The sequence below is a fragment of the Streptomyces sp. NPDC058375 genome, from assembly GCF_042723425.1.
Classification (GTDB): Bacteria; Actinomycetota; Actinomycetes; order Streptomycetales; family Streptomycetaceae; genus Streptomyces; species Streptomyces durocortorensis.
Window position 1 is genome coordinate 1 of record NZ_JBHXJG010000001.1, and the last position, 24,951, is coordinate 24,951.

Sequence of the window (24,951 nt, forward strand, 5' to 3'; positions counted from 1 at the left end):
ATCACCGTCCTCCCGGGGGCTTCCGCGTACCGGGTACTACTTCACGTCGACGAAGTCACCGGCGGCCGAGACGGCCGGGGTGGTGGACGTACCGGCGAAGCTGTAGCGCCAGTAGCCGTCGGCCGAGGCCTTGACGGTGGTCTTCAGGGCGCCGGTGGAGCTGGAGGTGACGGTCTTGACCGTCGTGTAGCTGGTGGCGTCCTTCGCGCGGAACTGGAGCTTCACGGGCTGGTTGGTGTAACCCTTGTACGTGTTGGTGTCCCAGTGGGCGCGGGTCAGCTTGCCGGTGGCCGTCAGGGTCGCGCCCTTCTTGACGGGCTCCGGGGCGGCGTTCACGGTCAGCTTCGAGAAGCGCTGGAGCGACGTCTTGGCGACCGCGTAGTTCTCGATGACCTCGCCGTCGTTGGTGAGGGCGGCCGCACCGATGGTCCAGGAGCCGGCGTCCGAGTTGTACAGGAACGCCGGGTCGAAGGTGACGGTCATCTTGCAGGTGGTGGTGGTCGCGTTGACCGCCGTGCAGTCGGACGCTTCCTCGTTCTGGTCGATGCCGATGCTGTTCGGGTCGTCGATGGACGAACCCCTCCAGACGAAGGCGTAGATGTCCGAGACGCCGGTGGCCGTGACCGACAGGCTGTAGGTCTGCGGCGTCTTGGTGCCCGCCACGGCGGGCTTGCCGCCGTTGAGGACGGCGGCAGTGATCTTCGCGGCGCCGGCCTTCGCGGTGGCGCCGAACGAGCTCTTCCCCTTGCCGGACTCCGCCTTCGCGGGCTGGGAGGCCGAGAACGGCTGGGGCACCGACCACGAACGGTCGTCTTCGGCCTGCGCGGCCGGTACGGCGAGAGCGGACAGGGCCAGGGCGCCGGAGACGGCGGCCACGGTGGCACGGATACGCATGTGTTCCCCAAGTGGAGAAGGGGCCCCGGGGCACGTCGTCAGCCCGGGCGGGGCCCAATCTGGTCCAGGAGCCTGTTGGCTCACAGGGGTAGACAGGCGAAACGCGTGAACAGTTGTGCGCCCGAATGAACTTTCTGTGAAAGGAGTGAAGATCGCATCGACGCCCCGCCCGTCACCCCCGCCACTCTCGTCACGCCAGCCACCTGCACACTGCCCCTCACACCCGCCCCACGGGCCGCGCCCCCTCAGTCGAACCAGCGGTCCCGCGCCAGCTCCTCCGTGCGTGACGGGTCCTCCAGCAGGGCCGCGACCTCGAAGCGGCGGGGCCACTGGCCGGCCGCCCACGCCAGCCCCGCCGCGACGCCCTCCAGGGTGGCGGCGTGCACGACACCGTCCGGGGTGCGGCGCCAGTCCAGTTCGACGCCGCCCGCGCGGAGTTCGGGGTGCTCGATGTACGCGTCGGGGGTGGCGGGGCCGAGCAGGACGCGGACCGGCTCCGGTACGCGGTGCTCCTCGCCCTCGCTGGTGACGTCCGCCTCGACCGTCTCGCCGAGCCGCCGCACCTGGAGGAGGTCGGCCAACTCGGCGGCCCGCGAAGGGGCTACGGGGAGCAGGGGCAGCCCCTCCGTCAGCGGCAGGACGTCCGGGGCGTCCGCGATCACGGCGTCCGCCGCGTCGACCACCGTGACGTCCCCGTCCACCACCGCGCGCAGCTCGTCCGGCAACGTCACCTGGTCCGGGTCCAGTTCGGCGAGGGCCGTGTACAGCGCGTGCAGTTGTACGGGGGTGACGGGGCGGTCCTCGTCGGCGAGGCGGCCCAGCAGTTCGGCCGCGCCGCCCGGCTCGTCCAGGAGGGCGGCGACCGAGGTACGCACCCCGAGGGCCCGCAGGACCTGGGCGTCGTCGAAGCCGGTGGCGTCCACCGCGTCGTACAGCCCGGCCAGCAGCGGATCGCCGCCCGCCGCGCGCAGACCGGCCGGGCGGCGGCCGTCCAGCACCGGGTGGTCGCGCAGCCACCACGCGGTGTACGGGCGCACGGACTGCGTCGTGCCGTCCGGGAGCAGCACCCGCACCGGCTGCGTCAGCGCGTCGCGCAACGGCGGCTGCGCCAGCAGCGCGAGCGCCTGCGGCCAGGCGTCGTCGTCGACCAGGTCCAGATCCCGTACGGCGACGATCTCGGTGGCGACCGGCGGCACCGGGGTCTCCGGCAGCTGGTCGAGCAGGTCCTCGCACCAGACGTCGACGGCGTCCAGCAGGCCGGCGTCGTCGGGTTCGGCGAAGTCGCTGTCGCGGGGCTCCAGTTCGTCCGGATCGAGGACGACGTCGGTGGCGCGTACGAGAGCGAAGGTGGCGAGCACTCCGCAGGCGGTGAGGGGCGCCTCGCCCCAGCGGTCGACCAACTCCTGGTCGACGAGGGCGAGTTCCCCCTCCCGCATGATCTGCGCGAACGGGCTGCCGGGGAGGACGAGTTCCCCGGCGGGAGCGGGCTCGCCCTCCTCGTCGGGGAGGGCGAGCGCCCCGAGCCAGGGCTCGTCGCCGGGGGCCAGTTCGGCGTCCCGGACGAGAGTGAGGACCGTCTCGGCCAGCTCGTCGCCGTCGAGCGCGTCCTCGTCCCAGATCTCCCCCGCGTCCAGCGATCCGGCGACGGCCGCTCGCACTTGAGGGGTCGTCAGCACGGCGCGGGGCGTGGCGGGAAGCGCCCCGAGCTTCTCCAGCAGCGGGTGGGCGGCGTCCGGGTGCGCGACCTTCAGCCCGAGCCGGGAGAGGCGGCCGAGGACGGGGCCGGTGAGCGCGTCCGGGAGGGGCAGCAGGATCTGGCGCGGCCCGACCGTGGTGCGCGGCGGGCGGCCCGCCTGCTCGTCCTCCGGGTCGCCCGCGAGCGGCACGGGGAGGCCGGTGAGCCGGTCGGGGTCGGTGCCCGCGAGACTGTCGTAGAGCCGGTGCCACCAGGCGGGGTCGCGTTCCAGACCGGCGAGGCGGTCGATGGCTTCGGTGAGGGGCACCCGGGCGACGCCGAGCGTGCGGAGCTCGGGGCGGCGCTCCAGGCCGGCGGGCAGCAGACAGGGCAGCACCTCGGCGAGCACCCATACGGTCTCGGCCCCGACGCCCTCGACGACCTCGGCCTCGACGGGCCGCAGGGCGGAGGAGGCCTCGGTGGCGGCCTCCGCGCGGTCCCAGTCGTCGCCCCAGCCGCTCTCCGCCTCCGGGTCGCGGGGTGCGGCGGGCTCCAGGAACGCGATCCGGGGCAGCCGGGCCAGGATCGCCCCGCGCAGGGCCCCGTCCAGCGCGCCCTTGCCGAGCCGGCCCGGCACCAGGTCGATCGTCCCGGTCGACACCGGCCGCCAGTCGCCCAGCAGCTCGGCGTACGCGTCGGCCGCCCGCTCCACCAGGAAGTCGGTCAGCGGCCCCGGCGCGGGGTGCCTGCGGGCGGTGTCCAGCGGGAGCGAGGCGATCAGCAGGGCGGGGACGCCGAGAGGTTCGTCGGTGGGGGTCGGGGCATGCACGACCGGCGCCGTACGGGGGTGGAGCGGGGCACCGGACTCGTCGACCGGGACCGCCCAGGTCACCGACCAGTGCGGGCGCAGCCGCTCCTCGACCGGGCGGTCGGCGAGCAGGGAGGGCTCGATGGGCCCGTGGTGGAGGACGGTGCGCCAGCGGCCCAGACCGCGCGCGGAGTCGTCGATGTGCGTGTACGGGCCGTGCTGCGACCGGGTCAGGGTCCGCGTGCCGTCCGGGGTGTCGATGACGACCTCGTCCAGGCCGGGCAGGGTGAGCAGCAGCGCGTCGTCCACGGCGGCCAGCAGCCGGGCCACCAGGTCCTCGGCGGTGCCGTCGCGCAGCGGCAGCACGACGACGGTGTCGTACCCCTGGGGCGCGGAGCCCTCGGCGGGCAGCGGCAGGCGCAGCAGCGGCACGTGTCCGTCGCGGCGGCGCAGCTCGTCCCCGAGGCCGGGGGAGCCGACGGCCGCCTGGCGGGCCAGCTCGCGCGCCTCGGCCAGCGACCAGCGGACGCCGCCGTGGCGGCCGAGCACGGCCGGTTCGTCGCTGACGGCGAGGACGGCGGCGAACCCGACGCCGAAGCGGCCCACCGCGGACTCGTGTCCCTCGCGCTTGGCGGAGGCCCGCAGGGTGCTCAAGGACTCCACGCCGGTGGCGTCGAGCGGTGCGCCGGTGTTGGCGGCGGCCAGCACGCAGCGGGCGTCCGGGTCGCCGGGGGCGGCGGGGTGCAGGGTGAGGCGGAGCCGGCCGGGGGTCTTGGCGCGGGCGGCGGCGTCGGCGGCGTTCTGGGCCAGCTCGACGACGAGGCGGTCGCGGTAGCCGCCGAGCGCGAGGTCCTCCTCGGCGTTGGCGTCCTCCCGGAACCGGGCGGGTCCGGCGCCCCATGCGTCGAGCACGCCGCGCCGCAGCCGTGCCGTCCCGAACGGATCGGCCCCCTCGGTCGCCTTGATGCTCACGCTGTCGACTCCGTCCGCCGTGGTGTTGGGTGGCGTGCCAGTTCCTGCCGCCCAGTGTGCGCCCGAAGGTACCCCGCGCGCCGCCCACGCCGTACCAACGTTCCGGCCCACCCGGCCCCCAGCCCGTCCGGCGTTTGAGGACGGAACCGTCGACATGGTGCGCCGAAATCAAGCCAAGCCCGTCCGGCGCTTGAGGACGAAACCCTCGCCTGGGTAGGCGGCCACGAAACAGGACCCCGGAGCCTAAGCCCCTGAAGCGGCACCCCGGACCACCGCCACGGTTCCGTCCTCAAACGCCGGACGGGCTGGGGTGGACGGGCTGGGGTGGGCGGACCTCAGGAGTGGCCCAGGTCCTCCGACGCGCCGTCCGGCTCGGTCGGGACCGAGCCCTCGCCCCGCTTCGGCCGCAGCGCGTACGCGTCCACCCGCATCGTGTCCAGCGCATGATCCGCCGGCCGCACAGGCTTCGGCATCACCGCCGCCTCCGAGTGCCCACCGCACCCGTACGCCAGCGACACCACATGCCCGTCCGCCGGACCGAACTCGTTCGCGCACACCCCGAACGCCTGCTTCAGCGAGCCCGCCATCGGGATCAGGAACGCACAGCTCACACACGTCGCCGGCGCCGCCTGCGCCATCGGCGTCTTCGGCCCGAACGCCTCGTCCCACCGGTCCGCCGCCTCGTACAGCCCGTACCGCGACAGCACCCGCGCCCGACGCGTACCCAGCTCCTCGGCCACCGCGGCGATGGAACCCCGGCTGGTCGCGGCCACCGGCCGGTCCGTCAGCTCGGCGTCCTCCGAGTCGACCAGCTCCGCCAGCTCCTCGGAGACGATCGAGTTCGGCGGCGGCTCGTCCTCGCCGGTCCAGCCGGGCTCCAGGCGCAGGTCCTCCGCCTCGGTGGGCAGCAGGTCCCCGGGGCCCATGTCGCCGGGGCGAAGCCGCTCGCTCCACGGCACCCACTCCGGCGCCAGGAGCGCGTCCGCCCCCGGCAGCAGCACCGTTTCGTCCAGGGTGACGTTCTTCGCGCGGGAGGCCCGCGCCACCGTCACCGCCCAGCGCCAGCCCCGGTAGCCGGCTTCCTTGGCCTCGAAGTAGTGCGTGACGACCCGGTCCCCTTCGGAGACCACGCCGACATGCTCACCGACCACACCGGGCGCGGCGGCCTCCTCGGCGGCCGCGCGCGCGAGGTCCACCGCCTCGGCGCACAGGCGGTCGGGAACGGGGGTCCGGGCCGTACGGCTTCGCGTCGTCGTCGCAGCACTCACAGGTCTTCGCTTCTCTCCATACGCCAGTCTCACGAGCGCGCCAGCTGCTGCACGATTGCCGTTTTCGGCCAGACAAGTGCGGGCGGAGCGGACCTGGGGGCCGCGTCGACGTCCACACCCGTTGTGCCTGCCTCGGGCGCGCCTTCTGCCACCCATTCTGCGGGATCGCCGAGAGGCGCGCGGCCAAGAACAACCGCCGGTGGCGCGTTACGCACGCTACCCTCTCCGCCGCTCTGCGCCCACCTGCCCGCCCCAAACGTGCCGTATCCGTTCCCGACGGGTTCCCGCCGACACCGATCACCGCACGGCGCCGGCCCGCTCGTCCGACAGGGCGTCACCCACCGCGTCCCACGCGAGTCCGCGGCCGATCACCGTTCATACCGGCCAGGGTTGGGGCACTATGACGGGGTGACTGCCGCCAGGTCGCACGACGGTCCCGGCCCGCTCCGCAGGGCGGGACGGGCGACGGGCCATGCCCTGCGCGCCCCGTTCACCGGCACGGCGCGCTCCATCCGCAAGGCGACGCACGCCCACGGAGCGGGCGAATCCGGCCTCGGCAAACTCATCGAGCTGCACGCCGTGAACGGCGCGGGCGACGTCATGATCACCGTCGCCCTCGCCTCCACCGTCTTCTTCTCCGTGCCGACCGACGAGGCGCGCGGCCGGGTCGCCCTCTACCTCGCCATCACCATGGCCCCCTTCACCCTCCTCGCCCCGGTGATCGGCCCGCTCCTCGACCGGCTGCCGCACGGCCGCCGCGCCGCGATGGCGGGCGCGATGCTGGCCCGGGCGCTGCTGGCGATCACCATGTCGGGCGCGGTCGCCACGGGCGGTCTGGAGCTGTATCCGGCCGCGCTCGGCGTCCTGGTCTCGTCGAAGGCGTACGGCGTGGTGCGCAGCGCGGTCGTGCCTCGGCTGCTGCCACCGAATTTCTCCCTGGTGAAGGCCAATTCCCGGGTCACTCTGGCCGGGCTGCTGGCCACGGGGGTGGCGGCCCCGATCGGCGCCGGCCTCCAGACCATCGGCTCCGCCTGGCCGCTCTACGGCGCCTGCGCGATCTTCGTCGCGGGCACCTTCCTCGCCTTCACACTGCCGCACAAGGTCGATTCCGCGAAGGGCGAACGCCGGGCGCGGCTGATCGTCCCGCACCACGGGGAGAGCGCGCCGCGGCCCGCCCCCGGCAAGGCGTCGGGGCGGACGGGCAGCACCCGGGCCGGGCTGCGCAGAGGCGGCGGCAAGGCCGGCAACGGGGAGAAGCCGGCCAAGGAGCGGCCGCCGGGCCTGCGGTCCGTCGGCGGGTCCGTCCTGCACGGGCTCCAGGCCAACGCCGCGCACCGAGCCCTCTCCGGCTTCCTCATCTTCTTCCTGGCGTTCCTGCTCCGCGAGCACCCGCTGGCCGGGCAGAGCGCGGCGGTCTCGCTGGGCATCGTCGGCGTGGCGGCCGGGGTCGGGAACGCCTGCGGTACGGCGGTGGGCTCCTGGCTCCGGGCCCGCGGCCCCGAGGTGATCATCGCGACGGTGCTGGGGCTCGCGCTCGGTGTGGCGGTCCTCGCCGCGGTGTTCTTCTCCACCCTGCTGGTCGCCGCCCTCGGCGCGGTCGCCGGCTTCACCCAGGCCCTGTCAAAACTGTCGCTCGACGCGATGATCCAGCGGGACGTGCCCGAGGAGGTCCGCACCTCCGCGTTCGCCCGGTCCGAGACGTTGCTCCAGATGGCGTGGGTGGTCGGCGGCGGTATCGGCATCGCCCTACCGCTCAACGCGGTGCTCGGCATGTCGGTCGCCGCGGGCATCCTCGCACTCGGCGCGGCCACGTCCGTACGGGGCCTCCTGGGGGCCGCGCGGCGCGGCACGCCGCACCCCCGCGTGGCGTGAGCGGAGGCGACCGATAGCCTTCGGCCCATGACCGTTGCGTTCTTCTCCGGTAAGGGCCGTCGAATCGGCGTCGCTCTTGGTGCCGTGTCCGCGGGACTCCTTGTCCTGTCCGCCTGCGACAAGCCGACGCCGCTCGCGACCGTGACGGTCGGCAGCGACTCGGTGAACACCGAGGCCGCGTGCTACGACGACGGCAACCCGATCAAGGAGTCGCTGATCCAGGGCTGCCTGAACAAGAAGGCCGACAAGACCGTCAAGATCTCCATGGACGACAAGGTCCGCTTCGGCGTCGACCCCGAGATCGCCGAGAACGGCTGGACGCTCTTCATCAACGGCCAGCAGGCCGAGCAGGAGCCGTACAAGAACACGTACCGGACGATCCCCGGAAACGCGTTCCTCGCCAGCCAGACGGGCGAGACCTCCAAGGAGACGACCGTCTCCATCGTGGAGACCAAGGGCAAGAAGCTCACGGGCGTCTGGCAGTTCAAGTTCGAGAAGAAGGACTGACCCTGCAGGACCGGGGCCGGCCCTTCGCCCTGTTCCGCCCTGCTGCTCCCCGTGCTGCTCCCCGTCCTCGACTTTGAGGCTGACTTCCGTGCGTGTGCTCGTCGTGACCGCTGTCCCGGTGGAACGGGACGCGGTCACGCGTGCGTTCGGGGGCGCGTCGGAGTCCGTGGCGCTGCCGGGGGGCGAGCTGCACCGCCGCGGGGCGTTCGACGTCCTGGCGGGCGGCGCGGGCCCGGCCGCGGCCGCCGCGGCCACCGCCTTCGCCCTCGCGTCGGGGACATCGGCCCCGGAGCCGTACGGGCTGGTCGTCTCGGCCGGGATCGGCGGGGCGTTCACGCCCCTGACCCCGCTCGGTTCGCTGGTCGTGGCGAGCGACATCGTCGCCGCCGACCTGGGCGCCGACACCCCCGAAGGCTTCCTCCCCGTCACCGCGCTCGGCTTCGGCCGGGACCGCTTCACCCCGCCGCCCGCCCTCGTACGGGAGGTGGCGGCCGCCACCGGCGCGACCGCCGGCCCCGTCCTCACCGTCTCCACCGTGACCGGCACCGCCGAACGCGCCGGCGGCCTGCTCGCCGCGCACCCGGGGGCGCTGGCCGAGGCGATGGAGGGCTTCGGGGTCGCGGAGGCCGCCGCCCGGGCCGACGTGCCCGTACTGGAGCTGCGGGCCGTCTCGAACGCGGTCGGCCCCCGCGACCGGGACGCCTGGCGCATCGGCGACGCGCTGGCGGCGCTCACGGACGCTTTCGGGAAGACGGCACCCGTACTGGAAGGTTGGAACCGGCATGACGACCGACACCGCAGCTAGCGGCACCCCGGCCGGGGACGCGATCGAGATCGCCTTCTCCCCGTGCCCCAACGACACGTTCGTCTTCGACGCCTGGGCGCACGGCCGCGTCCCCGGCGCGCCCGCGCTGGACGTGACCTTCGCCGACATCGACATCACCAACGGCATGGCCGAACGCGGTGAGCTGGACGTCCTGAAGGTGTCGTACGCGGTGCTGCCCTGGGTGCTGGACGAGTACGCGCTGCTGCCGTGCGGCGGGGCGCTGGGCCGGGGCTGCGGTCCGCTGGTCCTCAGCAAGGAGCTGGGCCTCGACCTGACCGGCCGGACCGTCGCCGTGCCGAGCGAGCGCTCGACGGCGTACCTGCTGTTCCGGCTCTGGGCGGCGGAGATGGTCCCGGGCGGCGTCGGCGAGGTCGTCGTGATGCCGTTCGACGAGATCATGCCCGCCGTACGGGACGGCAAGGTGGACGCGGGCCTGGTCATCCACGAGGCCCGCTTCACATACCGGAACTTCGGCCTCCACAACCTCGCCGACATGGGGCGCCACTGGGAGGACACGACCGGCCTCCCGATCCCCCTCGGCGCGATCATCGCGAAGCGCTCCCTCGGCGAGGAGACCCTGCGCCGCCTGGCCGACGCCGCCCGCAGCTCGGTCCGGCTCGCCTGGGACCACCCGGAGGTCTCCCGGCCGTACGTCCTGGAGCACGCCCAGGAGATGGATCCGGCCGTCGCGGACCAGCACATCGGGCTGTACGTGAACGAGTTCACCGCCGACCTCGGCGAGGACGGCTACGCGGCGGTCCGCGGCCTGCTGACCCGCGCGGCGGCCGAGGGCCTGGTCCCGCCGCTGGGGCCGGACGCGCTGGCGTTTCCCTGACAGCCGGGCCCGGCCCGAAACCGCCGTGTGGGCCCGGCCCCGACAGCCGGGCCCGGCCCACACGTCGAACCGGGCCGGCTACACGTCCAGCTGGTCGGCGACCGCCCTCAGCAGGCCCGCGATCTTCGCGCCGGCGGCCTTGTCCGGGTAGCGGCCCCGCTCCAGCTGGGGCGTGATGTTCTCCAGGAGCGTCGTCAGGTCCTGCACGATCGACGCCAGCTCGTCCGGCTTGCGGCGCTGGGCGGCCGCGACGGACGGCGTGGGGTCGAGGACCACCACGGAAAGGGCCTGGTCGCCGCGCTGGCCCGCCACCACGCCGAATTCCACGCGCTGGCCGGGCTTGAGTGCGTCGACTCCGGCAGGGAGTACCGACGAGTGGACGAAGACGTCGCCGCCGTCGTCGCGGGAGAGAAAGCCGAAGCCCTTCTCGCTGTTGAACCACTTGACCTTGCCGGTGGGCACGTCTGTCCTCGTCCTCGTACTCGTCGGTGTGCGGGAGAGCCGGTCCTCGGGGAGGGCGAGGAGAACGGCTCCGGATAGCAGTACAGCGGGTCACCGCGACCCGCCGGGTTCCAGGCTAATGGCCCTACGGCCGGTGACAAGACGTCCCCGGAGAGTTCCTCCGGGCTGGGAACTACCCTGGTGACGTGAGCACTACTCCTTCAGGCGCAGGCGACCGGCTCGTTCAGGTCGGCGCGATCGTCTTTTTCGTCGGCGCACTGGCCACCCTGGTCACCGTGGCCCCCCTGTTCCTCGGTACGGACCCGTTCCCGCCGGTCGCGTACGCCGTCTGCATGCTGATGGGCGTCGGGTTCCTGATCGCCGGGGCGGGCGTCGTCCGCTCGGCATGGGTGAACTCGCCGAAACGGGCCGCGAACCCGTAGCCGGCGTGCCTAGGCTCGGTCCCGTGAACCACGCAGGACGTACCCCGCAGACCCCGCTCCCGGGCCCCGGCTGCGCCGTGCCGGGCAGGACCGCGGAGCACATCGACGATCTCCTGGTGCAGGTCGCGTACGGCAGCGAGGACGCCCTCGGCCGGCTCTACGACCTGCTCGCCCCGATACTGCTGGCGCTGCTGCGCACCCGGCCGGCCACCGCCGACGACGCGCCCGACGCGCTGGTCGAGGTCTTCGCCGGGATCTGGCGCGACGCCCCCGCCTACGCCCCGGGACCGAACGGCCTGGAATGGGTCCTCGACCGGACCCGGGAACGGGCGGTGGCCTAGGGGGTGTCCTGACCTGCAGGACACCCTCTGAGCCCGGCCCGGCCGCCGCTACGCCGCCCGGTCCGCCTCGAAGGCCGTCAACCAGGCCGGGAAGCCCGTCAGGTCCTCCAGCACCACGTCCGCGCCCGCCGTCCGCAGCTCCGCCGCGTCGCACGGGCCCGTCGTCACCCCGACCGACAGCGCGCCGGCCGCCCGCGCCCCGCGCACGTCGCCGGTGTGGTCGCCGACGTACACCTGCGCACCGTGCTCACGCAGGGCCTCGCCCTTCGCCTCCGCCCACAGCCAGCCGATCACCGCGTCCGGCTCGATTCCGAGGTGGGCCAGGTGCAGCTCCGCGTGCGCCGCGTACTTGGCCGTGACGACGATCGCCCGGCCGCCGAGCGCCCGGACCGCCGCCACCGCGTCCCGCGCCCCGGCGAGCGCCGTGCTCGGGGCTATCGCGTGGTCGGGGTAGATCTCCCGGTAGCGGGTGGCGACGGACGGCACGTCCTCGGCCGGGAACCAGTGCGCCAGCTCCGTCTCCAGCGGCGGGCCGAGCCGGCTCACCACCAGGTCCACGTCGATCGGTGCCCCCGTCTCCGCGGACAGGACCCGGAAAGCGGCGGCGATGCCGGGCCGGGAGTCGATGAGCGTCATGTCGAGGTCGAAGCCGACCGTCAGGGGGTGCTGAACCGTGGAAGCCATGCCTGCCATTGTGCCGACCCGCCGCAGGCGGCCCCGAAGCCCCCGTCGGGGACCGCCATCGGGGCCGGAAAGCCGCCGCCTAGACTGAGGCGCGCACTTAGCCAAGCCTTACCGGCCCGGCACCGTGCCCCAGCCCTACTCAGGTTCCGTGTCCGGCCCGATTGGTTCCCATGTCAGCGTCAGCGCCCGTGCGGGCCGCCGCGCCACCCGGTGCGCCCCGCGCACCCCGCCTCTCCCGACGCGCGACCGCGACGGCCGCGGCCGTCGTCGCCCTGCTGCTGGCGGTCCTGCTGAGCCTCGCCGTGGGCGCGCGTTCCATCCCGCCGGGCGAGGTGGTCGACGCCCTGCTGCACGGCGGGCACTCCGACGCCGCCGAGGTGATCCGCACGATGCGGGTGCCGCGCACGCTCATCGGGCTGATGGTCGGCGCGGCGCTGGCCCTCGCGGGCACGGTGCTCCAGGGCATCACCCGTAACCCCATCGCCGACCCCGGCATCCTCGGCATCAGCCAGGGCGCGTCGGTGGCCGTGGTCATGGCCATCGCGTTCGCGGGGGTCCACACGCTGACCGGTTACGTGTGGTTCGCCTTCGCGGGCGCGGGCGTCGCCTCCGTCGCCGTGTACGCCATCGCCTCCCGGGGGCGCGGCGGCGCGACCCCGGTGAAGCTGGCGCTCGGCGGTGCGGCGATCAACGCGCTGCTGGTGTCGGTGACGATGGGGATCCTCACGACGAAGGCGTCGGCGCTGGACGAGTTCCGCTTCTGGCAGGTCGGGTCGATCGCCGGCCGGGAGGCGGACGTCGTGCAGCAGGTGTGGCCGTTCCTCCTGATCGGCGTCGTCCTCGTGCTCTCCGTCGCCCGCGGCCTGGACGCCCTCGCACTCGGCGAGGACGTGGCGAAGGGGCTCGGGCAGAACGTCGCGGCGGTCCGGATCGTCGGCGGGACCGGGGCGACCGTGCTGACCGGGGTCGGGGTCGCCGCCGCCGGGCCGATCGCGTTCATCGGGCTCGCCGTCCCGCACATCGCCCGCGCGGTCGTCGGCAACGACCACCGCTGGGTGCTGCCCATGGCCGCGCTGATCGGGCCCGTGATGCTGCTGGTCTCGGACGTCGTGGGCCGGATCGTGTTCCCGCCGAGCGAGGTCCCGGCGGGCGTGATGACGGCCCTGATCGGGGTGCCGTTCCTGGTCGCCCTCGTACGCCGGAAGGCGGTGCCGGCATGAGCGGTACGTCTGTGACCGACACGGCCGTACGGGTGCGGCCCGCCGGGTACTCGGTGGTGAAGGCCGGGCCCCGCGGCCGGTTCCTGCTGCACCGGCGGGCGTCCGTCGTCGCGGCGGGCCTTCTCCTCCTCCTGGCCGCCGTCTGCGTCGCCTACCTCTGCGTCGGGGAGAGCTTCGTCGCGCCCGGCGAGGTCGTGAAGGTGGTCCTCGGGCAGCCGTCGTCGGCCGAGCTGGTCGTGGGCACGCTGCGGCTGCCGCGCATGGTCGTCGGGCTGCTGGTGGGTGCGGCCTTCGGGGTCGCCGGGGCACTGATCCAGACGGTCGCCCGCAACCCGCTGGCCAGCCCCGACATCATCGGCATCAGCCAGGGCGCGAGCGCGCTCACGGTCGGGGCGATGACCTTCGGCATCACCTCGTACACGGTCCTGCCCTACCTCTCCGTCGTCGGCGGAGTGGCCGCGGCTGCGCTCGTCTACGTCTTCGCCTGGCGCGGCGGTCTGCACGCCACCCGCTTCGTCCTCATCGGCATAGGCTTCGCCGTCGCGCTGCGATCGGTGACCACCCTCTTCCTGACCAAGGGCGACTACCTGGTCGCCCAGCAGGCGCAGATCTGGATGACCGGTTCACTCAACGGGCGCGGCTGGTCGGAGGCCGCCCCGATCGGCTGGACGCTGTTGATCCTGCTGCCCGCCATCGCCTGGGCGGCCCGCGCACAGCGCACCGTGACGATGGACGACGACACGGCCACCGCGCTGGGCGTACGCCTGGGGCGCGTACGGCTCGGGCTCGTCGCCCTCGGGGTGGTCCTGGCGTCCGTGGCGACGGGCACGGCGGGCCCGGTGGACTTCGTGGCGCTGCTCGCCCCGCAGGTCGCCCGCCGGATGACCCGGACCGCACAGATCCCCCTGCTGTCCTCGGCGCTGCTGGGCGCAGTGATCGTCGTCCTCGGCGATCTGCTCGCCCGCAGGCTGTTCTCGCCCACCGAACTGCCGGTGGGCGTCCTCACGGCGGCGGTGGGCGCCCCGTACCTGATCTGGCTGATCATCCGCGGCCACCGTAGCCGCAGTGGAGGCACCGCATGAGCCCGAGCCCGACGACCGACACGGCGCAGACGGGCTCCCGCCTGGCCGCCCGCTCCCTGACCCTCGCGTACGAGGACCGCACCGTGGTCCACGAGCTGGACCTCACCGTGCCGGACGGACAGGTCACCGTCATCGTCGGCCCGAACGCCTGCGGCAAGTCCACCACCCTGCGGGCGCTCGGCCGGCTGCTGAAGCCGCGCGGCGGGGCGGTCCTGCTGGACGGTACGGAACTGGCGCGGATACCGACGAAGGAGATCGCCCGGTCCATCGGGCTGCTCCCGCAGACCCCGGTGGCGCCCGAGGCGATCACCGTCTCCGACCTCGTCGCGCGCGGCCGCCAGCCGCACCAGAGCTGGTGGCAGCAGTGGTCGGACGCGGACGAGCGGGCGGTGACCGGCGCCATGTCCCGCACGGATGTGACGGCGCTGGCCGACCGGCCGGTGGACGAGCTGTCGGGCGGTCAGCGCCAGCGGGTGTGGATCGCGATGGCGCTGGCCCAGGACACGGACCTGCTGCTGCTCGACGAGCCGACGACGTATCTGGACATCGCGCACCAGGTGGAAGTCCTCGACCTGGTACGCCAGTTGGCATCCCCAGCCGCGGACGGCACCCGGGGCCGTACGGTCGTCACCGTGCTGCACGACCTCAACCAGGCCGCCCGGTACGCGGACCGGCTGGTCGCCATGAAGGAGGGCCGGATCGTCGCGGAGGGCGCCCCCGGGGACGTCGTCACGGCCGAGCTCGTCCGTGAGGTCTTCGGCCTGGAGGCGGTGATCGTCCCGGACCCGGTGACGGGCTCGCCGCTCGTCGTCCCGGGCGCACCGTGGGCCCCCGCGCCCGTTCCGTCCTCCGCTTCCGCTTCTTCTCAGCCCTCCGCTTCTGCTTCTTCTCAGCCCTCCGCTTCTGCTTCCGCGTCCGACCCGACTCCCGGAAAGGTCCTCCGACCATGACCCTGCGCAGCCTCCGCCCCCGCGCCCTGGCCGCCGTGTCCCTGTCCACGGTCGCCGCACTGACCCTGGCCGCCTGCGGCTCCTCCGACGACTCAGGTTCCGACTCCGACTCCGCCTCCGGCTCCACCCGTACGGTGAAGACGGCGATGGGCGACGTGAAGGTCAAGGAGGCCCCCGCGCGGGTCGTCGTCCTGGACACCGCCGAACTGGACTCAGCCCTCACCCTCGGTGTGAAGCCGGTCGGCGCGACCCACGCGGACGTGTCATCGGGCTTCCTGAACTACCTGCCGAAGGACCAGGTCGCGGGCATCGAGGACGTCGGCCGGATGATGACCCCGAACCTGGAGGCCATCGCCGCCCTGAAGCCCGACCTCATCCTCACCAGCAAGGTCCGGCACGGCGACAAGTACGCCGAGCTGTCCGAGATCGCGCCGACCGTGATGACGGAGAACACCGGCTACCCCTGGAAGGAGAACTTCCAGGTCCACGCGGAGGCCCTCGGCAAGGAGGCCGAGGCGAAGATGGTCGCGGACGGGTACGCGGACCACGTCGCGGACGTGACGAAGGCGCTCGGCGGCAAGGAGGAGGTCGCCGGGACCGAGGTCAACATGGTCCGCTTCGTCGAGGGCGCGGACATCCGTATCTACGGCAAGCAGAACTACATCGCCACGATCCTGGCCGACGTGGGTCTGGGCCGCCCCGCGATCACCGACAAGGCCAAGGACGGCTTCTCCTACGACGTCAGCCCCGAGAAGATCGACCTCGCGGACGCGGACGTGGTCTTCCACTCGACGTACGGCGACCCGAAGAAGGCCAAGGAGACGCAGACCACCGGCAGCGGCCTGTGGAAGAACATGGACGCGGTGAAGAACGACAAGGTCTTCGCGGTCGACGACCAGCTGTGGATCCAGGGCATCGGCTACACGGCGGCCGACAAGATCCTCGGCGAGCTCCACAAGAGCCTGAGCGAGTAGCCGACGCGCCCGGACCTCACCCCGTACGCCTCCGCGCCCGCCACACCAGGTAGAGCGCGGAGGCGACGGCGGCGACGCGGACGACCACCGGCCAGGTCTCCAGCAGGACGTCCCGCATCGCGCCCTCACGGATCGGCTCGCCCCAGCGCCCCTCCATCCGGCCCCAGATCCATACGAGGGCCGTGGCGGCCACCACGCCCGGCAGGCCGAGCGCCGCCCACTTCGCCTCCGTACGGGAGAGGGTGCGCGAGCTGTACGCGATCAGCCAGCCGCCCGCCAGCGGCAGCCAGGAACCGGTGACCACTCCTGCGACGAGCAGGACTGCGGCCAGAAGCAGCAGCGGGTGGGCGAAGCCGCCGCGGCGGCCGGGGGCGGCGACGGCAGGCTCGGCGACGACGTGAGCCGTCCTGCGGCGGCGGAGCTTCACGAGGCGCAGGGCGCGACGGCGGCCGGCGGTGTTCGCGCCGCTCTCGGCCTTGCCGTCGCCCGCACCCTCCGGGCCGTCCTCCCCGTCTGCCTTCTCGCCCTGCGTGCCCTTCTTGTCCATGTCGACGGAGCTGCTCGGCCGCCTGCCGAGAAGCTCCGGGGCCTCGATGCCGCCGAAGAACCCGGGAACAGCGGTCCCCTCGTCGAAGGGGCCCGGCTCCAGGCGCCACCAGTCGGTCGGGCCGTCCCCGTCGCCCTGCTGGTCCTGGCCGAGCATGTGCGGGGCGGAGGGGTCGGGCCAGGAGTGGACGGGGACGTCGGCGGGGCCGGGGGCGGGGGCGTGGTCGTCGGGGGCGGTCCCGGGTCGAGGCACGGCGGCAGCACCGGCCGAACCGGCCGCACCAGCGGCACCAGCGGCACCAGCGGCGCCAGCGGCACCAGCGGCATCCGTACGGCTCTCCGGCGTATCCCCGGCATCGCGGCGCGACGCGCCCCGCCCGAAACCGGCTTTCGGCCTCTTGAGGCTCTGGGCGTCCCGGCCCCCGCCCGCCAGGGGGCCAGCCTCCTTCAGGCCCTTCGGCTCCCTCGGCTCCCTCGGCTTCTTCGGCTGCCTCGGCTCGCTCGGCTCCTTGCGCAGCAGCCCGCTCCGGGGCCGGGGCAGGCCCCGCCGCTGCGGCTCGCCGCTCCCCGCCCCGGTCCGGGCGGACGGCAGGGGGACCGTGCCGTCGGCGGACCGCGCCGCCGCGGCGACCAGTTCGTCCGGGCTGCCCAGCCTGCCGATGATGCGCCGCACGGTCGCCGGGGAGTCCGCGCCCTCCGTGGCCCGGCGGCGGTCGATCTCGCCCCGGAGCGTCGAGACGAGCCGCATCCGGGCGCCCGACGAGAGCTGTTGCTGCTGAGCCAGGTCGCCGACCCGGCTCAGGTAGTCGTACACGAGCTGGTCGCTCTCGATCCCCACGCGGTGCATCCCCTCTACCCGGCCCTGCCCCGACGGTAGCGTTCCAGCGGCTACCGTGGGACGGATGGGGACGACCACACCACCGCGCACGCTCGCCGAAGCCCTGCGCGCCCGGGGCGACGAATCGCTGGCCGGGCTGCTGCGTGCCCGCCCCGACCTCCTCAATCCGGTGCCGAACGACATCACGCAGCTCGCCACGCGGGCCGGTACCCGGGCGTCCGTCGTCCGCGCGCTGGAGCATCTGGACCGGTTCGCGCTGCAGACCGCCGAGGCGCTGGCGGTGGCCCCGGACCCGGCCCCGTACGACACGCTGCTCTCCCTGCTGACCGGCGACGGCCTGGACGACGGCGACCAGCGCGACGACGCGGGCGCGGCGATCACCGCCGCGCTGCCGACGGCTCTGACGACCCTGCGTGAACAGGCCCTGGTCTGGGGCGAGGACGACCGGCTGAGGCTGGTGCGCACCGCCCGCGAACTGCTCGCCCCGTCCCCGCAGCACCACTCCCCCACCGGCCTGGGCCCCACGGTCACCGAGGCGACGGCGGGCATGTCGCCGGGCCGCCTCCAGGAGATCCTGGCGGCGACGGGGCTGCCCGCGACGCACGACCCGGTCTCGGCGGTGGCCGCGCTGTCCGCTCTCTTCACGGACCGGACGCGGATGGCGGAGCTGCTGGACACGGCCCCGGTGGAGGCGCTGTCGGTGCTGGACCGGCTGGTGTGGGGGCCGCCGTACGGGGAGGTCACGCCCAACCCGACTCCCCCCGTGAAGTGGCTGCGCGACCGGGGCCTGTTGCTGCCGGTGTCCACCCGCACGGTGGTGCTGCCGCGCGAGGCGGCGCTCCACCTGCGCGCCGGGCGCGCGCACCGGACGCCCGAACCGGTCCCCCCGGTCGTCGCGGCGGCCGCCGAACGCGATCCACAGGCTGTGGACAGGGCGGCGGCGGGCCAGGCGTTCACGGCGCTGTCCACGATCGAGGAGCTGCTGAAGCTCTGGAACGGCGGCGGGCCCACGATCCTGCGCGCGGGCGGCCTGAGCGTACGGGAGCTGAAGCGCGCCGCGACCGCCCTCGACGTGACCGAGCCGATCGCCGCGTTCTGGATCGAACTCGCCTACGGAGCGGGCCTGTTGGCCTCCGACGGGGAGACCGACGAGCGGTACGCGCCGACGCCCGCGTCCGACGAGTGGCTCGACCTGTCCGCCGAGGACCGCTGGACGCACCTGGCGACCGCCTGGCTCGCCGCCACCCGGACCCCGGGCCTGGTCGGCGGCCAGGACGCCAAGGGCCGGGCTCTGTCCACGCTCGGACCGGAGCTGGACCGCTCGGCCGCCCCCGACGTACGCCGCCGGGTCCTCTCCCTCTTCTCCGAACTCCCGCCGGGCACCGCGCCGGACGCCGAGTCGCTGCTGCGACGGCTGCGCTGGGAACGCCCGTTGCGCGGCGGAACGACCACGTCCACCACCTCGACGGAGGGGGCGGACCTCCGCTCCCGCCTGGCCCTGTGGACGCTCAACGAGGCGGAGCTGCTGGGCATCACGGGCCGGGGCGCGCTCTCCGCGCAGGCCCGCGCGCTGCTGGAGGAGGGTGAGGAGGCGGGGGCGGCCCTGCTCGCCCCGCTGATCCCCGACCCCCTGGACCACGTCCTGCTCCAGGCCGACCTGACGGCGGTGGCGCCTGGCCCGTTGGAACGCCCCCTCGCGGAGACCCTCTCCGTCCTGGCCGACGTCGAGTCCAAGGGCGGGGCGACGGTGTACCGCTTCACGCCCGGCTCGGTGCGCCGCGCCCTGGACGCCGGGCAGGCGGCGGCCGACCTGCACGCGTTCCTGGCCGCGCACAGCCGTACGCCGGTGCCGCAGCCGCTGAGCTACCTCATCGACGACGTGGCCCGCCGCCACGGCCACCTGCGGATCGGGGCGGCGTCCGCGTACGTACGCTGCGACGACGAGGCGGTCCTCAACGAGATCCTGGCCGACCGCCGCTCCACGGGCCTACGCCTGCGCCGCCTGGCCCCCACGGTCCTGGCCTCCCAGTCCGACCCCGGCTCCCTCCTCGAAGCCCTGCGCGACATGGGGTACGCCCCGGCCGCCGAATCCGCCGAGGGCGACGTCCTGATCACCCGCGCCGGCGCCCGCCGCACCCCGCCCCGCACACCCCCGGTCCCGGTCCCCGAAGGCCCGCCGACCCCGGACGACACCCTCCTCGGCGCGGCGGTCCGGGCCATCCGCGCCGGCGACACGGCCGCCACGGTCGTCCGCAAGGAACCACCGGAGGGCACCACGGGCCCCACCCCCTCCGACACCCTCCCCCGCACCACCCCGGCCGAGACCCTGGCCACGGTCCAGGCGGCCGCGATGACGGGCTCCGCGGTCTGGATCGGCTACGTCAACGCGGACGGCGCGGCCAGCCAACGCGTGATCGCCCCGGTCCGCGTGGAGGGCGGCTTCGTCACGGCCTACGACCACACGGCCGACGAGGTCCGCACGTACCCGCTGCACCGGATCACGGGGGTGGCGGAACTGGCGGAGGACGGGAAGGGGTAGGCGCGGGGCGCCCCTGCCTCACGCGTGTCGAGCTGCTTTCAGCAGAGCCACCGTTTCCCGGCCTGTGAGTGACGTGGGAACAGCCTCGGGCGGCATGGGACAGGTCAGTCGGACGGGAGCTCCACGGAGGGGCAGCCGTGTTGCTTTCCGGCGGCGTCGAGGAAGGCCTGGAAGACGTCTCGGGGGGCCGAGTCCGACGGATCCGAGCGGTTCAACGGTTTCAGGTAGCGATGGTCCCAGCGCACGCCGAGGTAGAGCTCCTTGCCTCCGCACTCCAGAATGGCCCGGCTGTTTCCGTCCACCACACCCGTGCCGTCCGGCAGGTCCTCGAAACCGACGCTTGTCTTGAGACGTTCGTTGACGATGTTCGGGTCGAAGCTGGAACCGAACGACAACCGGGGCTCGTCCTGACCGCCGGACCGGTAGAGGTCGCAGGCCCAGGAGCTCGTTGGAGCACCCGGCAGCGGCGGCGACCTTCGGCTTGAGCGCGTCGATGGTGATGCCGCGGCCGGCGGAATAGCTCTGCTGGGCCTCGCTCTTGGCGACATCCGTCACCGACTTGGACGCTGCGCCCGGCCTCCTTGCCCTCGGCGTCGCCGTAGTCGAGCAGGTTGATCGTGTCGTGCATGATGCGGGCCTCGGCCTCGGTGTGGCGGCCGAGCTCCTCGCCCGGCGAGTCCGGCGGGCGCCCCGTGGCGGCGGCTTCGAGGGCGAGGCCCAGTCCGGCCCGGATGTCCTTGTCGAAGGTGTCCTTGCCGGGGATCTCAAGGTTGCCGCGCCAGTCCACGGTGTTGGCGGTGTCCCAGTCGCGCTTCGTCAGCAGGTACTCCAGGCGGTTCTTGTCGCCGTCCGCCACCGGGTCGAGGTAACCGGTCGCCGTCTGGGGGTCACGGCTCATGACCGGAATGCGCCACGTTGTCGAGCGTGTTGGCGAGCTTGATCGTGCCCTGCTCCCCCCGTGGTAGGCATCGAGATCACGTCACCTTGGACACCAGTTCCATCAGGGCGTCGAGGCGCGGTTCGCAGCACCTTGCCGGGCGCTGGGTGGTCTTCCGGTCGCTCGACGCCTCGCGACCGGTCCCTATGTTCCGGTGCGCTTCGGCCGCCAGGTGCGCCCCGGGCCGAGGCGGTCCTGCGAGTCATGAAGTCCTGAGGCGCCCCGCCTCAGAACCCGCGCAGTTCGTCGGGGGTCCTCTCTACGGAGCCATCTCATCGAGTACAGCGTCGGAGAAGTCCGGCGGCAGTTCGACACCTGTTTCACCGCCCGAGCAACCGGTGGTTCGCCGGTTACCTCCGGGGAGGGCACAGAGGTCCGGTTCGTCGCGCCGGCCGAACCGGAGGCGCTGCTCATGATGCAGCACACGAGCACTCCATCGTTCCGGCCCAGCCGTCGTACCCGTCTGCAATGCTGCGAACATGTCCATCGCCCGCCGCACCCCCGAACCCGTGTCGCCCGCCCCGCCCACCGCGCCGATGCCTCCGCTGCTCACGCAGTCCTGGCTGGATCTGGCGTTCCTGCACTGGGCGGTCGACCCGGCGGACGTGGCGCCGCTGCTGCCGCGGGGGACCGTGCCGGACACGTTCGACGGGGCGACGACGTACGTGGGTCTGGTGGCGTTCCGGATGTACCGGGTGGGGGTGCTCGGGCTGCCGGGGATTCCGTACCTCGGGAGCTTTCCCGAGACCAACGTCCGGCTGTACTCCGTGGACGAACGCGGTCGGCGCGCTGTCGTCTTCCGGTCGTTCGACGCCTCCCGGCTCGTCCCCGTCCTCGTGGCGCGGGCCGCGGTCCGGTTACCGTACGTGTGGTCCCGGATGGGCGTCGAGCGGTCCGGCGACACCCTCACGTACACGAGCAGGCGCCGGTGGCCCGGTCCGCGTGGGGCGGGAAGCAGGATCGTGTTGCGGACGGGTGACGCGATTGACGAACCCACGCCCCTGGAGCACTTCCTGACCGCCCGCTGGGCCCTGCACACCTCGTTCTTCGGCCGGACCGCCTATCTGCCCAATGCCCATCCCCGCTGGCCCCTCCACCGGGCCGAGCTGCTCGAGTGCGACGAGGACCTGGTCGCGGCGGGCGGGCTGCCCGCGCCGGGCGGGGAGCCGTTGAGCGTGCTCTACTCCCCGGGCGTCCCGGTGCGGTTCGGGCCCCAGCGGCGCGGAGCCTGAGGCCCGGACGGGCCTGCCCCGGGCTCGTACGCCTACGCCTGCGCGGTCGTCAGCCCGCGTCCATGTCCGAGAACCTCTCGAACGTGTCCGTCCCCGTGGCGCCCTTCTTCCACGTGACGGTCAGCGTGTCGCCGTTCTGCCGCAGGTTGCCGACCCGGTCCTTGCTCGCGACCCGGACGCCGTCCTCCTCGCACAGCAGAGCCATCTCCAGGAAGTCGCCGCTCTCGTCCTCCTGCCAGCGGCCCTTGCACTCCAGCCCGTCGCGGATGCTCAGGATCGCGTTGATCCTCGCGGGCTCGTCGGTGTACGCCTCGCCGAGCCCGAGCATCGTGGAGTCCGGCATCTTCCACACCGCCTGGAGCCCGGTGCCGGTGGGCTGGGGCACCAACGGGTTGTCCGAGCGGGCAGGCGGTGAGACGGACGGCTCCCCGGCCGGGTCCGTCGACGGGTCCGTCGCCTCCGGGCTCTCCCCGGCGCTCCCGTCGGTCCCGGACCCGGTCGCGCTCGGAGTCCCCACGGACGTGGGCGACTTGGCGTCGTCGCCACCGCTGTCGTCCCCCTGGCTCACGGCGAACCACACCCCGCCGCCGACGACCGCCACGGCCAGCACGGCGGCGACCGCGATGAGCGCCGTCTTCTTCCGCGGGGCGGGCGGGCCCGGTTGCGGCGGGAAGCCACCCGCTCCGGCGCCGGCCCCGGGGAACCCGTACGGGCCGTGGGGGCCGTGGGGCGGTGCCTGGCCGCCGTTCCCGTACGGAGAGGGCTGCTCGTTCCCGTACGGAGAAGGCTGCGCGCCGCCGTATCCGTACCCCTGCGGCTGGCCACCCTGGACCGGCTGCGCATACGGATTCCCGGCCACCGGCTGCTGCTGGCCAGGTCCGGCCACCGGCTGCTGCCCCTGCTCCGGCGGGCCGTGTCCGGGCTGCGGCGGCCCCGGCGGCATCGGCGGCGGGGTGCCGAAGGGCTGCTGCCGGCCCGATGGCGGCGCCGGCTGCGACGGTTGCGGCTGCCCTTGCGGCGTCGGCGGCTGCTCGTCGTACGGCTGAGACACGTGTGTCCTCCCCCGTACCGGCGCCCTGCCGGCACGCCACCTCTTTGTATCAGCCACCCATCCACCGGGGTTGCGTGGTGGTGGGAACACCAGTGTCAGCACACTCCCCGGTATTCCGGTGCGGCGCTGCAAGGCTGGATGCGACACCGAGGCCCGGAAGCGGCTGATGAAGCTGACCCGGAACCTCTGCGGCGGATCATGAGGTGAGCCGGTCCGCGGCCGGAGGCATGCCGGTCGCCGCGGGTCGGCTCCGCCGGCATGCACCGGCCCAGGCGCATCCGCCCACCCCGCCCCGCCGCCCGATGCGGCACACTGGACGTTTGGCCGCTGCCGTGGCCGTACCCCGCAGAAAGGGCCGAAGCGCGTGACCGGACCCCTCATCGTCCAGAGCGACAAGACGCTGCTCCTCGAAGTCGACCACGACCTGGCGGACGCCTGCCGTCGTGCCATCGCGCCGTTCGCGGAGCTGGAGCGTGCGCCCGAGCACATCCACACGTACCGGGTCACCCCGCTCGGGCTGTGGAACGCCCGTGCCGCCGGGCACGACGCCGAGCAGGTCGTCGACGCCCTGGTCGAGTTCTCCCGCTACCCCGTGCCGCACGCGCTCCTGGTCGACATCGCCGAGACGATGGCGCGGTACGGGCGGCTCACCCTGTCCAAGCACCCCGTGCACGGGCTCGTGCTCACCACCACCGACCGGCCCGTGCTGGAGGAGATCCTCCGGTCGAAGAAGGTCCAGCCGCTGGTCGGGGCCCGGATCGACCCGGACACCGTCGCCGTGCACCCCTCCGAGCGCGGGCAGGTCAAGCAGACGCTGCTCAAGCTGGGGTGGCCCGCCGAGGACCTCGCCGGTTACGTCGACGGCGAGGCCCATCCGATCGAGCTGGCCGAGGACGGCTGGGCCCTGCGGCCGTACCAGAAGCAGGCCGTGGAGGGGTTCTGGCACGGTGGGTCGGGGGTTGTGGTGCTCCCCTGCGGGGCGGGCAAGACGCTCGTCGGCGCCGGTGCCATGGCCGAGGCCAAGGCCACCACGCTCATCCTCGTCACCAACACCGTCTCCGCCCGGCAGTGGAAGCACGAGCTGGTGAAGCGGACCTCGCTGACCGAGGACGAGATCGGGGAGTACAGCGGGACGCGGAAGGAGATCCGGCCGGTCACCATCGCCACCTACCAGGTGCTGACGACCCGGCGTAAGGGCATCTACCCGCACCTCGAACTCTTCGACTCCCGCGACTGGGGTCTCGTCGTCTACGACGAGGTGCACCTGCTGCCCGCCCCCGTCTTCAAGTTCACCGCCGACCTCCAGGCCCGGCGGCGGCTCGGGCTCACCGCAACCCTCGTACGGGAGGACGGGCGGGAGTCGGATGTGTTCTCGCTCATCGGGCCCAAACGGTTCGACGCCCCCTGGAAGGAGATCGAGGCGCAGGGCTACATCGCGCCCGCCGACTGCGTCGAGGTCCGCGTCAACCTCACCGACTCCGAGCGGCTCGCCTACGCCACCGCCGAGACGGAGGAGAAGTACCGGTTCTGCGCCACCACCGCCACCAAGCGGAAGGTGACCGAGGCGCTGGTGCGCAAGCACCAGGGGGAGCAGACCCTCGTCATCGGGCAGTACATCGACCAGCTCGACGAGCTGGGGGAACACCTGGACGCGCCCGTCATCAAGGGCGAGACCAGCAACGCCCAGCGCGAGAAGCTCTTCGACGCGTTCCGGCAGGGCGAGATCAGCGTGCTCGTCGTCTCCAAGGTCGCCAACTTCTCCATCGACCTGCCCGAGGCGACCGTCGCCATCCAGGTCTCCGGCACCTTCGGGTCGCGCCAGGAGGAGGCGCAGCGTCTCGGCCGCGTCCTGCGGCCGAAGGCCGACGGGCACGAGGCCCGGTTCTACTCGGTCGTCGCCCGCGACACCATCGACCAGGACTTCGCGGCGCACCGCCAGCGGTTCCTGGCCGAGCAGGGGTACGCGTACCGCATCGTCGACGCGGACGAGCTGCTCGCGGAGAGCTGAGGAACGGA

General features: G+C 73.5%; 21 protein-coding genes. 13 read left to right on the forward strand and 8 right to left on the reverse strand.

The genetic code is table 11. The features are described 5' to 3' along the window. Nucleotides 1–36: 36 nt before the first annotated feature. The 3 genes from ACFWM7_RS00005 to ACFWM7_RS00015 all read right to left on the reverse strand — a co-directional run bounded on the left by ACFWM7_RS00005 (nucleotide 37) and on the right by ACFWM7_RS00015 (nucleotide 5,617). A complete protein-coding gene (locus ACFWM7_RS00005) occupies nucleotides 37–894 on the reverse strand; it encodes a calcium-binding protein (protein WP_383253187.1) in 858 nt (285 codons plus the stop codon). 245 nt (nucleotides 895–1,139) lie between these two features. Next, nucleotides 1,140–4,343: a sacsin N-terminal ATP-binding-like domain-containing protein gene (locus ACFWM7_RS00010; protein ID WP_383253380.1), complete on the reverse strand. Its 3,204-nt coding sequence runs from the start codon at nucleotides 4,341–4,343 to the stop codon at nucleotides 1,140–1,142. 341 nt (nucleotides 4,344–4,684) lie between these two features. Continuing rightward, entirely contained in the window at nucleotides 4,685–5,617 is a 933-nt protein-coding gene (locus tag ACFWM7_RS00015) for a DUF3027 domain-containing protein (RefSeq protein ID WP_383253189.1), read from the reverse strand. A gap of 408 nt (nucleotides 5,618–6,025) precedes the next feature. Between ACFWM7_RS00015 and ACFWM7_RS00020 the strand changes: the two genes are divergently transcribed. The 4 genes from ACFWM7_RS00020 to ACFWM7_RS00035 all read left to right on the forward strand — a co-directional run bounded on the left by ACFWM7_RS00020 (nucleotide 6,026) and on the right by ACFWM7_RS00035 (nucleotide 9,657). Continuing rightward, nucleotides 6,026–7,489 carry an MFS transporter gene (locus tag ACFWM7_RS00020; protein WP_383253191.1) on the forward strand — a complete coding sequence of 488 codons (1,464 nt, stop codon included), beginning with the start codon at nucleotides 6,026–6,028 and terminating at the stop codon, nucleotides 7,487–7,489. Nucleotides 7,490–7,516: 27 nt separating this feature from the next. Further along, nucleotides 7,517–7,996 carry a DUF2771 domain-containing protein gene (locus ACFWM7_RS00025; protein ID WP_205083183.1) on the forward strand — a complete coding sequence of 160 codons (480 nt, stop codon included), beginning with the start codon at nucleotides 7,517–7,519 and terminating at the stop codon, nucleotides 7,994–7,996. An 88-nt stretch (nucleotides 7,997–8,084) separates the two neighbouring features. Beyond that, the gene (locus tag ACFWM7_RS00030) at nucleotides 8,085–8,801 is read left to right on the forward strand and encodes a futalosine hydrolase (protein ID WP_383253194.1); all 717 of its coding nucleotides are present in this window, start codon (nucleotides 8,085–8,087) and stop codon (nucleotides 8,799–8,801) included. Continuing rightward, nucleotides 8,779–9,657, forward strand: a complete 879-nt coding sequence (locus tag ACFWM7_RS00035) for a 1,4-dihydroxy-6-naphthoate synthase (RefSeq protein WP_383253196.1) — start codon at nucleotides 8,779–8,781, stop codon at nucleotides 9,655–9,657. The genes ACFWM7_RS00030 and ACFWM7_RS00035 overlap by 23 nt, the downstream gene beginning before the upstream one ends. Before the next feature lie 78 nt (nucleotides 9,658–9,735). Here ACFWM7_RS00035 and ACFWM7_RS00040 read toward each other — a convergent pair whose 3' ends face one another. After that, the gene (locus tag ACFWM7_RS00040) at nucleotides 9,736–10,119 is read right to left on the reverse strand and encodes a cold-shock protein (protein WP_383253198.1); all 384 of its coding nucleotides are present in this window, start codon (nucleotides 10,117–10,119) and stop codon (nucleotides 9,736–9,738) included. A 185-nt stretch (nucleotides 10,120–10,304) separates the two neighbouring features. On the opposite strand from ACFWM7_RS00040, the gene ACFWM7_RS00045 reads away from it, so the two are divergent. Continuing rightward, entirely contained in the window at nucleotides 10,305–10,541 is a 237-nt protein-coding gene (locus tag ACFWM7_RS00045) for a hypothetical protein (protein WP_352239484.1), read from the forward strand. A 23-nt stretch (nucleotides 10,542–10,564) separates the two neighbouring features. Continuing rightward, the gene (locus ACFWM7_RS00050) at nucleotides 10,565–10,882 is read left to right on the forward strand and encodes a hypothetical protein (RefSeq protein WP_383253201.1); all 318 of its coding nucleotides are present in this window, start codon (nucleotides 10,565–10,567) and stop codon (nucleotides 10,880–10,882) included. A 48-nt stretch (nucleotides 10,883–10,930) separates the two neighbouring features. On the opposite strand, the gene ACFWM7_RS00055 is transcribed toward ACFWM7_RS00050, so the two are convergent. Continuing rightward, entirely contained in the window at nucleotides 10,931–11,566 is a 636-nt protein-coding gene (locus ACFWM7_RS00055) for an HAD family hydrolase (protein WP_383253203.1), read from the reverse strand. 170 nt (nucleotides 11,567–11,736) lie between these two features. On the opposite strand from ACFWM7_RS00055, the gene ACFWM7_RS00060 reads away from it, so the two are divergent. The 4 genes from ACFWM7_RS00060 to ACFWM7_RS00075 are packed head-to-tail and all read left to right on the forward strand — an operon-like array spanning nucleotide 11,737 to nucleotide 15,792. Beyond that, a complete protein-coding gene (locus tag ACFWM7_RS00060; protein ID WP_383253205.1) occupies nucleotides 11,737–12,786 on the forward strand; it encodes a FecCD family ABC transporter permease in 1,050 nt (349 codons plus the stop codon). Then, nucleotides 12,783–13,868 carry a FecCD family ABC transporter permease gene (locus tag ACFWM7_RS00065; RefSeq protein WP_383253207.1) on the forward strand — a complete coding sequence of 362 codons (1,086 nt, stop codon included), beginning with the start codon at nucleotides 12,783–12,785 and terminating at the stop codon, nucleotides 13,866–13,868. Before ACFWM7_RS00060 ends, ACFWM7_RS00065 begins: the two co-directional genes overlap by 4 nt. After that, nucleotides 13,865–14,818, forward strand: a complete 954-nt coding sequence (locus ACFWM7_RS00070) for an ABC transporter ATP-binding protein (protein WP_383253209.1) — start codon at nucleotides 13,865–13,867, stop codon at nucleotides 14,816–14,818. The genes ACFWM7_RS00065 and ACFWM7_RS00070 overlap by 4 nt, the downstream gene beginning before the upstream one ends. Next, entirely contained in the window at nucleotides 14,815–15,792 is a 978-nt protein-coding gene (locus ACFWM7_RS00075) for an ABC transporter substrate-binding protein (protein WP_383253211.1), read from the forward strand. Before ACFWM7_RS00070 ends, ACFWM7_RS00075 begins: the two co-directional genes overlap by 4 nt. A gap of 16 nt (nucleotides 15,793–15,808) precedes the next feature. On the opposite strand, the gene ACFWM7_RS00080 is transcribed toward ACFWM7_RS00075, so the two are convergent. Then, a complete protein-coding gene (locus ACFWM7_RS00080; RefSeq protein WP_383253212.1) occupies nucleotides 15,809–17,185 on the reverse strand; it encodes a hypothetical protein in 1,377 nt (458 codons plus the stop codon). Nucleotides 17,186–17,240: 55 nt separating this feature from the next. Between ACFWM7_RS00080 and ACFWM7_RS00085 the strand changes: the two genes are divergently transcribed. Further along, a complete protein-coding gene (locus ACFWM7_RS00085; RefSeq protein ID WP_383253214.1) occupies nucleotides 17,241–19,715 on the forward strand; it encodes a helicase C-terminal domain-containing protein in 2,475 nt (824 codons plus the stop codon). Nucleotides 19,716–19,819: 104 nt separating this feature from the next. On the opposite strand, the gene ACFWM7_RS00090 is transcribed toward ACFWM7_RS00085, so the two are convergent. Further along, entirely contained in the window at nucleotides 19,820–20,110 is a 291-nt protein-coding gene (locus ACFWM7_RS00090) for a hypothetical protein (RefSeq protein ID WP_383253215.1), read from the reverse strand. A 1,021-nt stretch (nucleotides 20,111–21,131) separates the two neighbouring features. Here ACFWM7_RS00090 and ACFWM7_RS00095 point away from each other — a divergent pair. Beyond that, nucleotides 21,132–21,884 carry a YqjF family protein gene (locus ACFWM7_RS00095; RefSeq protein WP_383253217.1) on the forward strand — a complete coding sequence of 251 codons (753 nt, stop codon included), beginning with the start codon at nucleotides 21,132–21,134 and terminating at the stop codon, nucleotides 21,882–21,884. 49 nt (nucleotides 21,885–21,933) lie between these two features. Here ACFWM7_RS00095 and ACFWM7_RS00100 read toward each other — a convergent pair whose 3' ends face one another. Next, nucleotides 21,934–22,935 (reverse strand): hypothetical protein, encoded by a 1,002-nt coding sequence (locus ACFWM7_RS00100; protein WP_383253218.1) that lies wholly within the window; start codon nucleotides 22,933–22,935, stop codon nucleotides 21,934–21,936. Nucleotides 22,936–23,299: 364 nt separating this feature from the next. On the opposite strand from ACFWM7_RS00100, the gene ACFWM7_RS00105 reads away from it, so the two are divergent. After that, a complete protein-coding gene (locus ACFWM7_RS00105; RefSeq protein ID WP_383253220.1) occupies nucleotides 23,300–24,943 on the forward strand; it encodes a DNA repair helicase XPB in 1,644 nt (547 codons plus the stop codon). The last annotated feature ends 8 nt before the right edge of the window (nucleotides 24,944–24,951 follow it).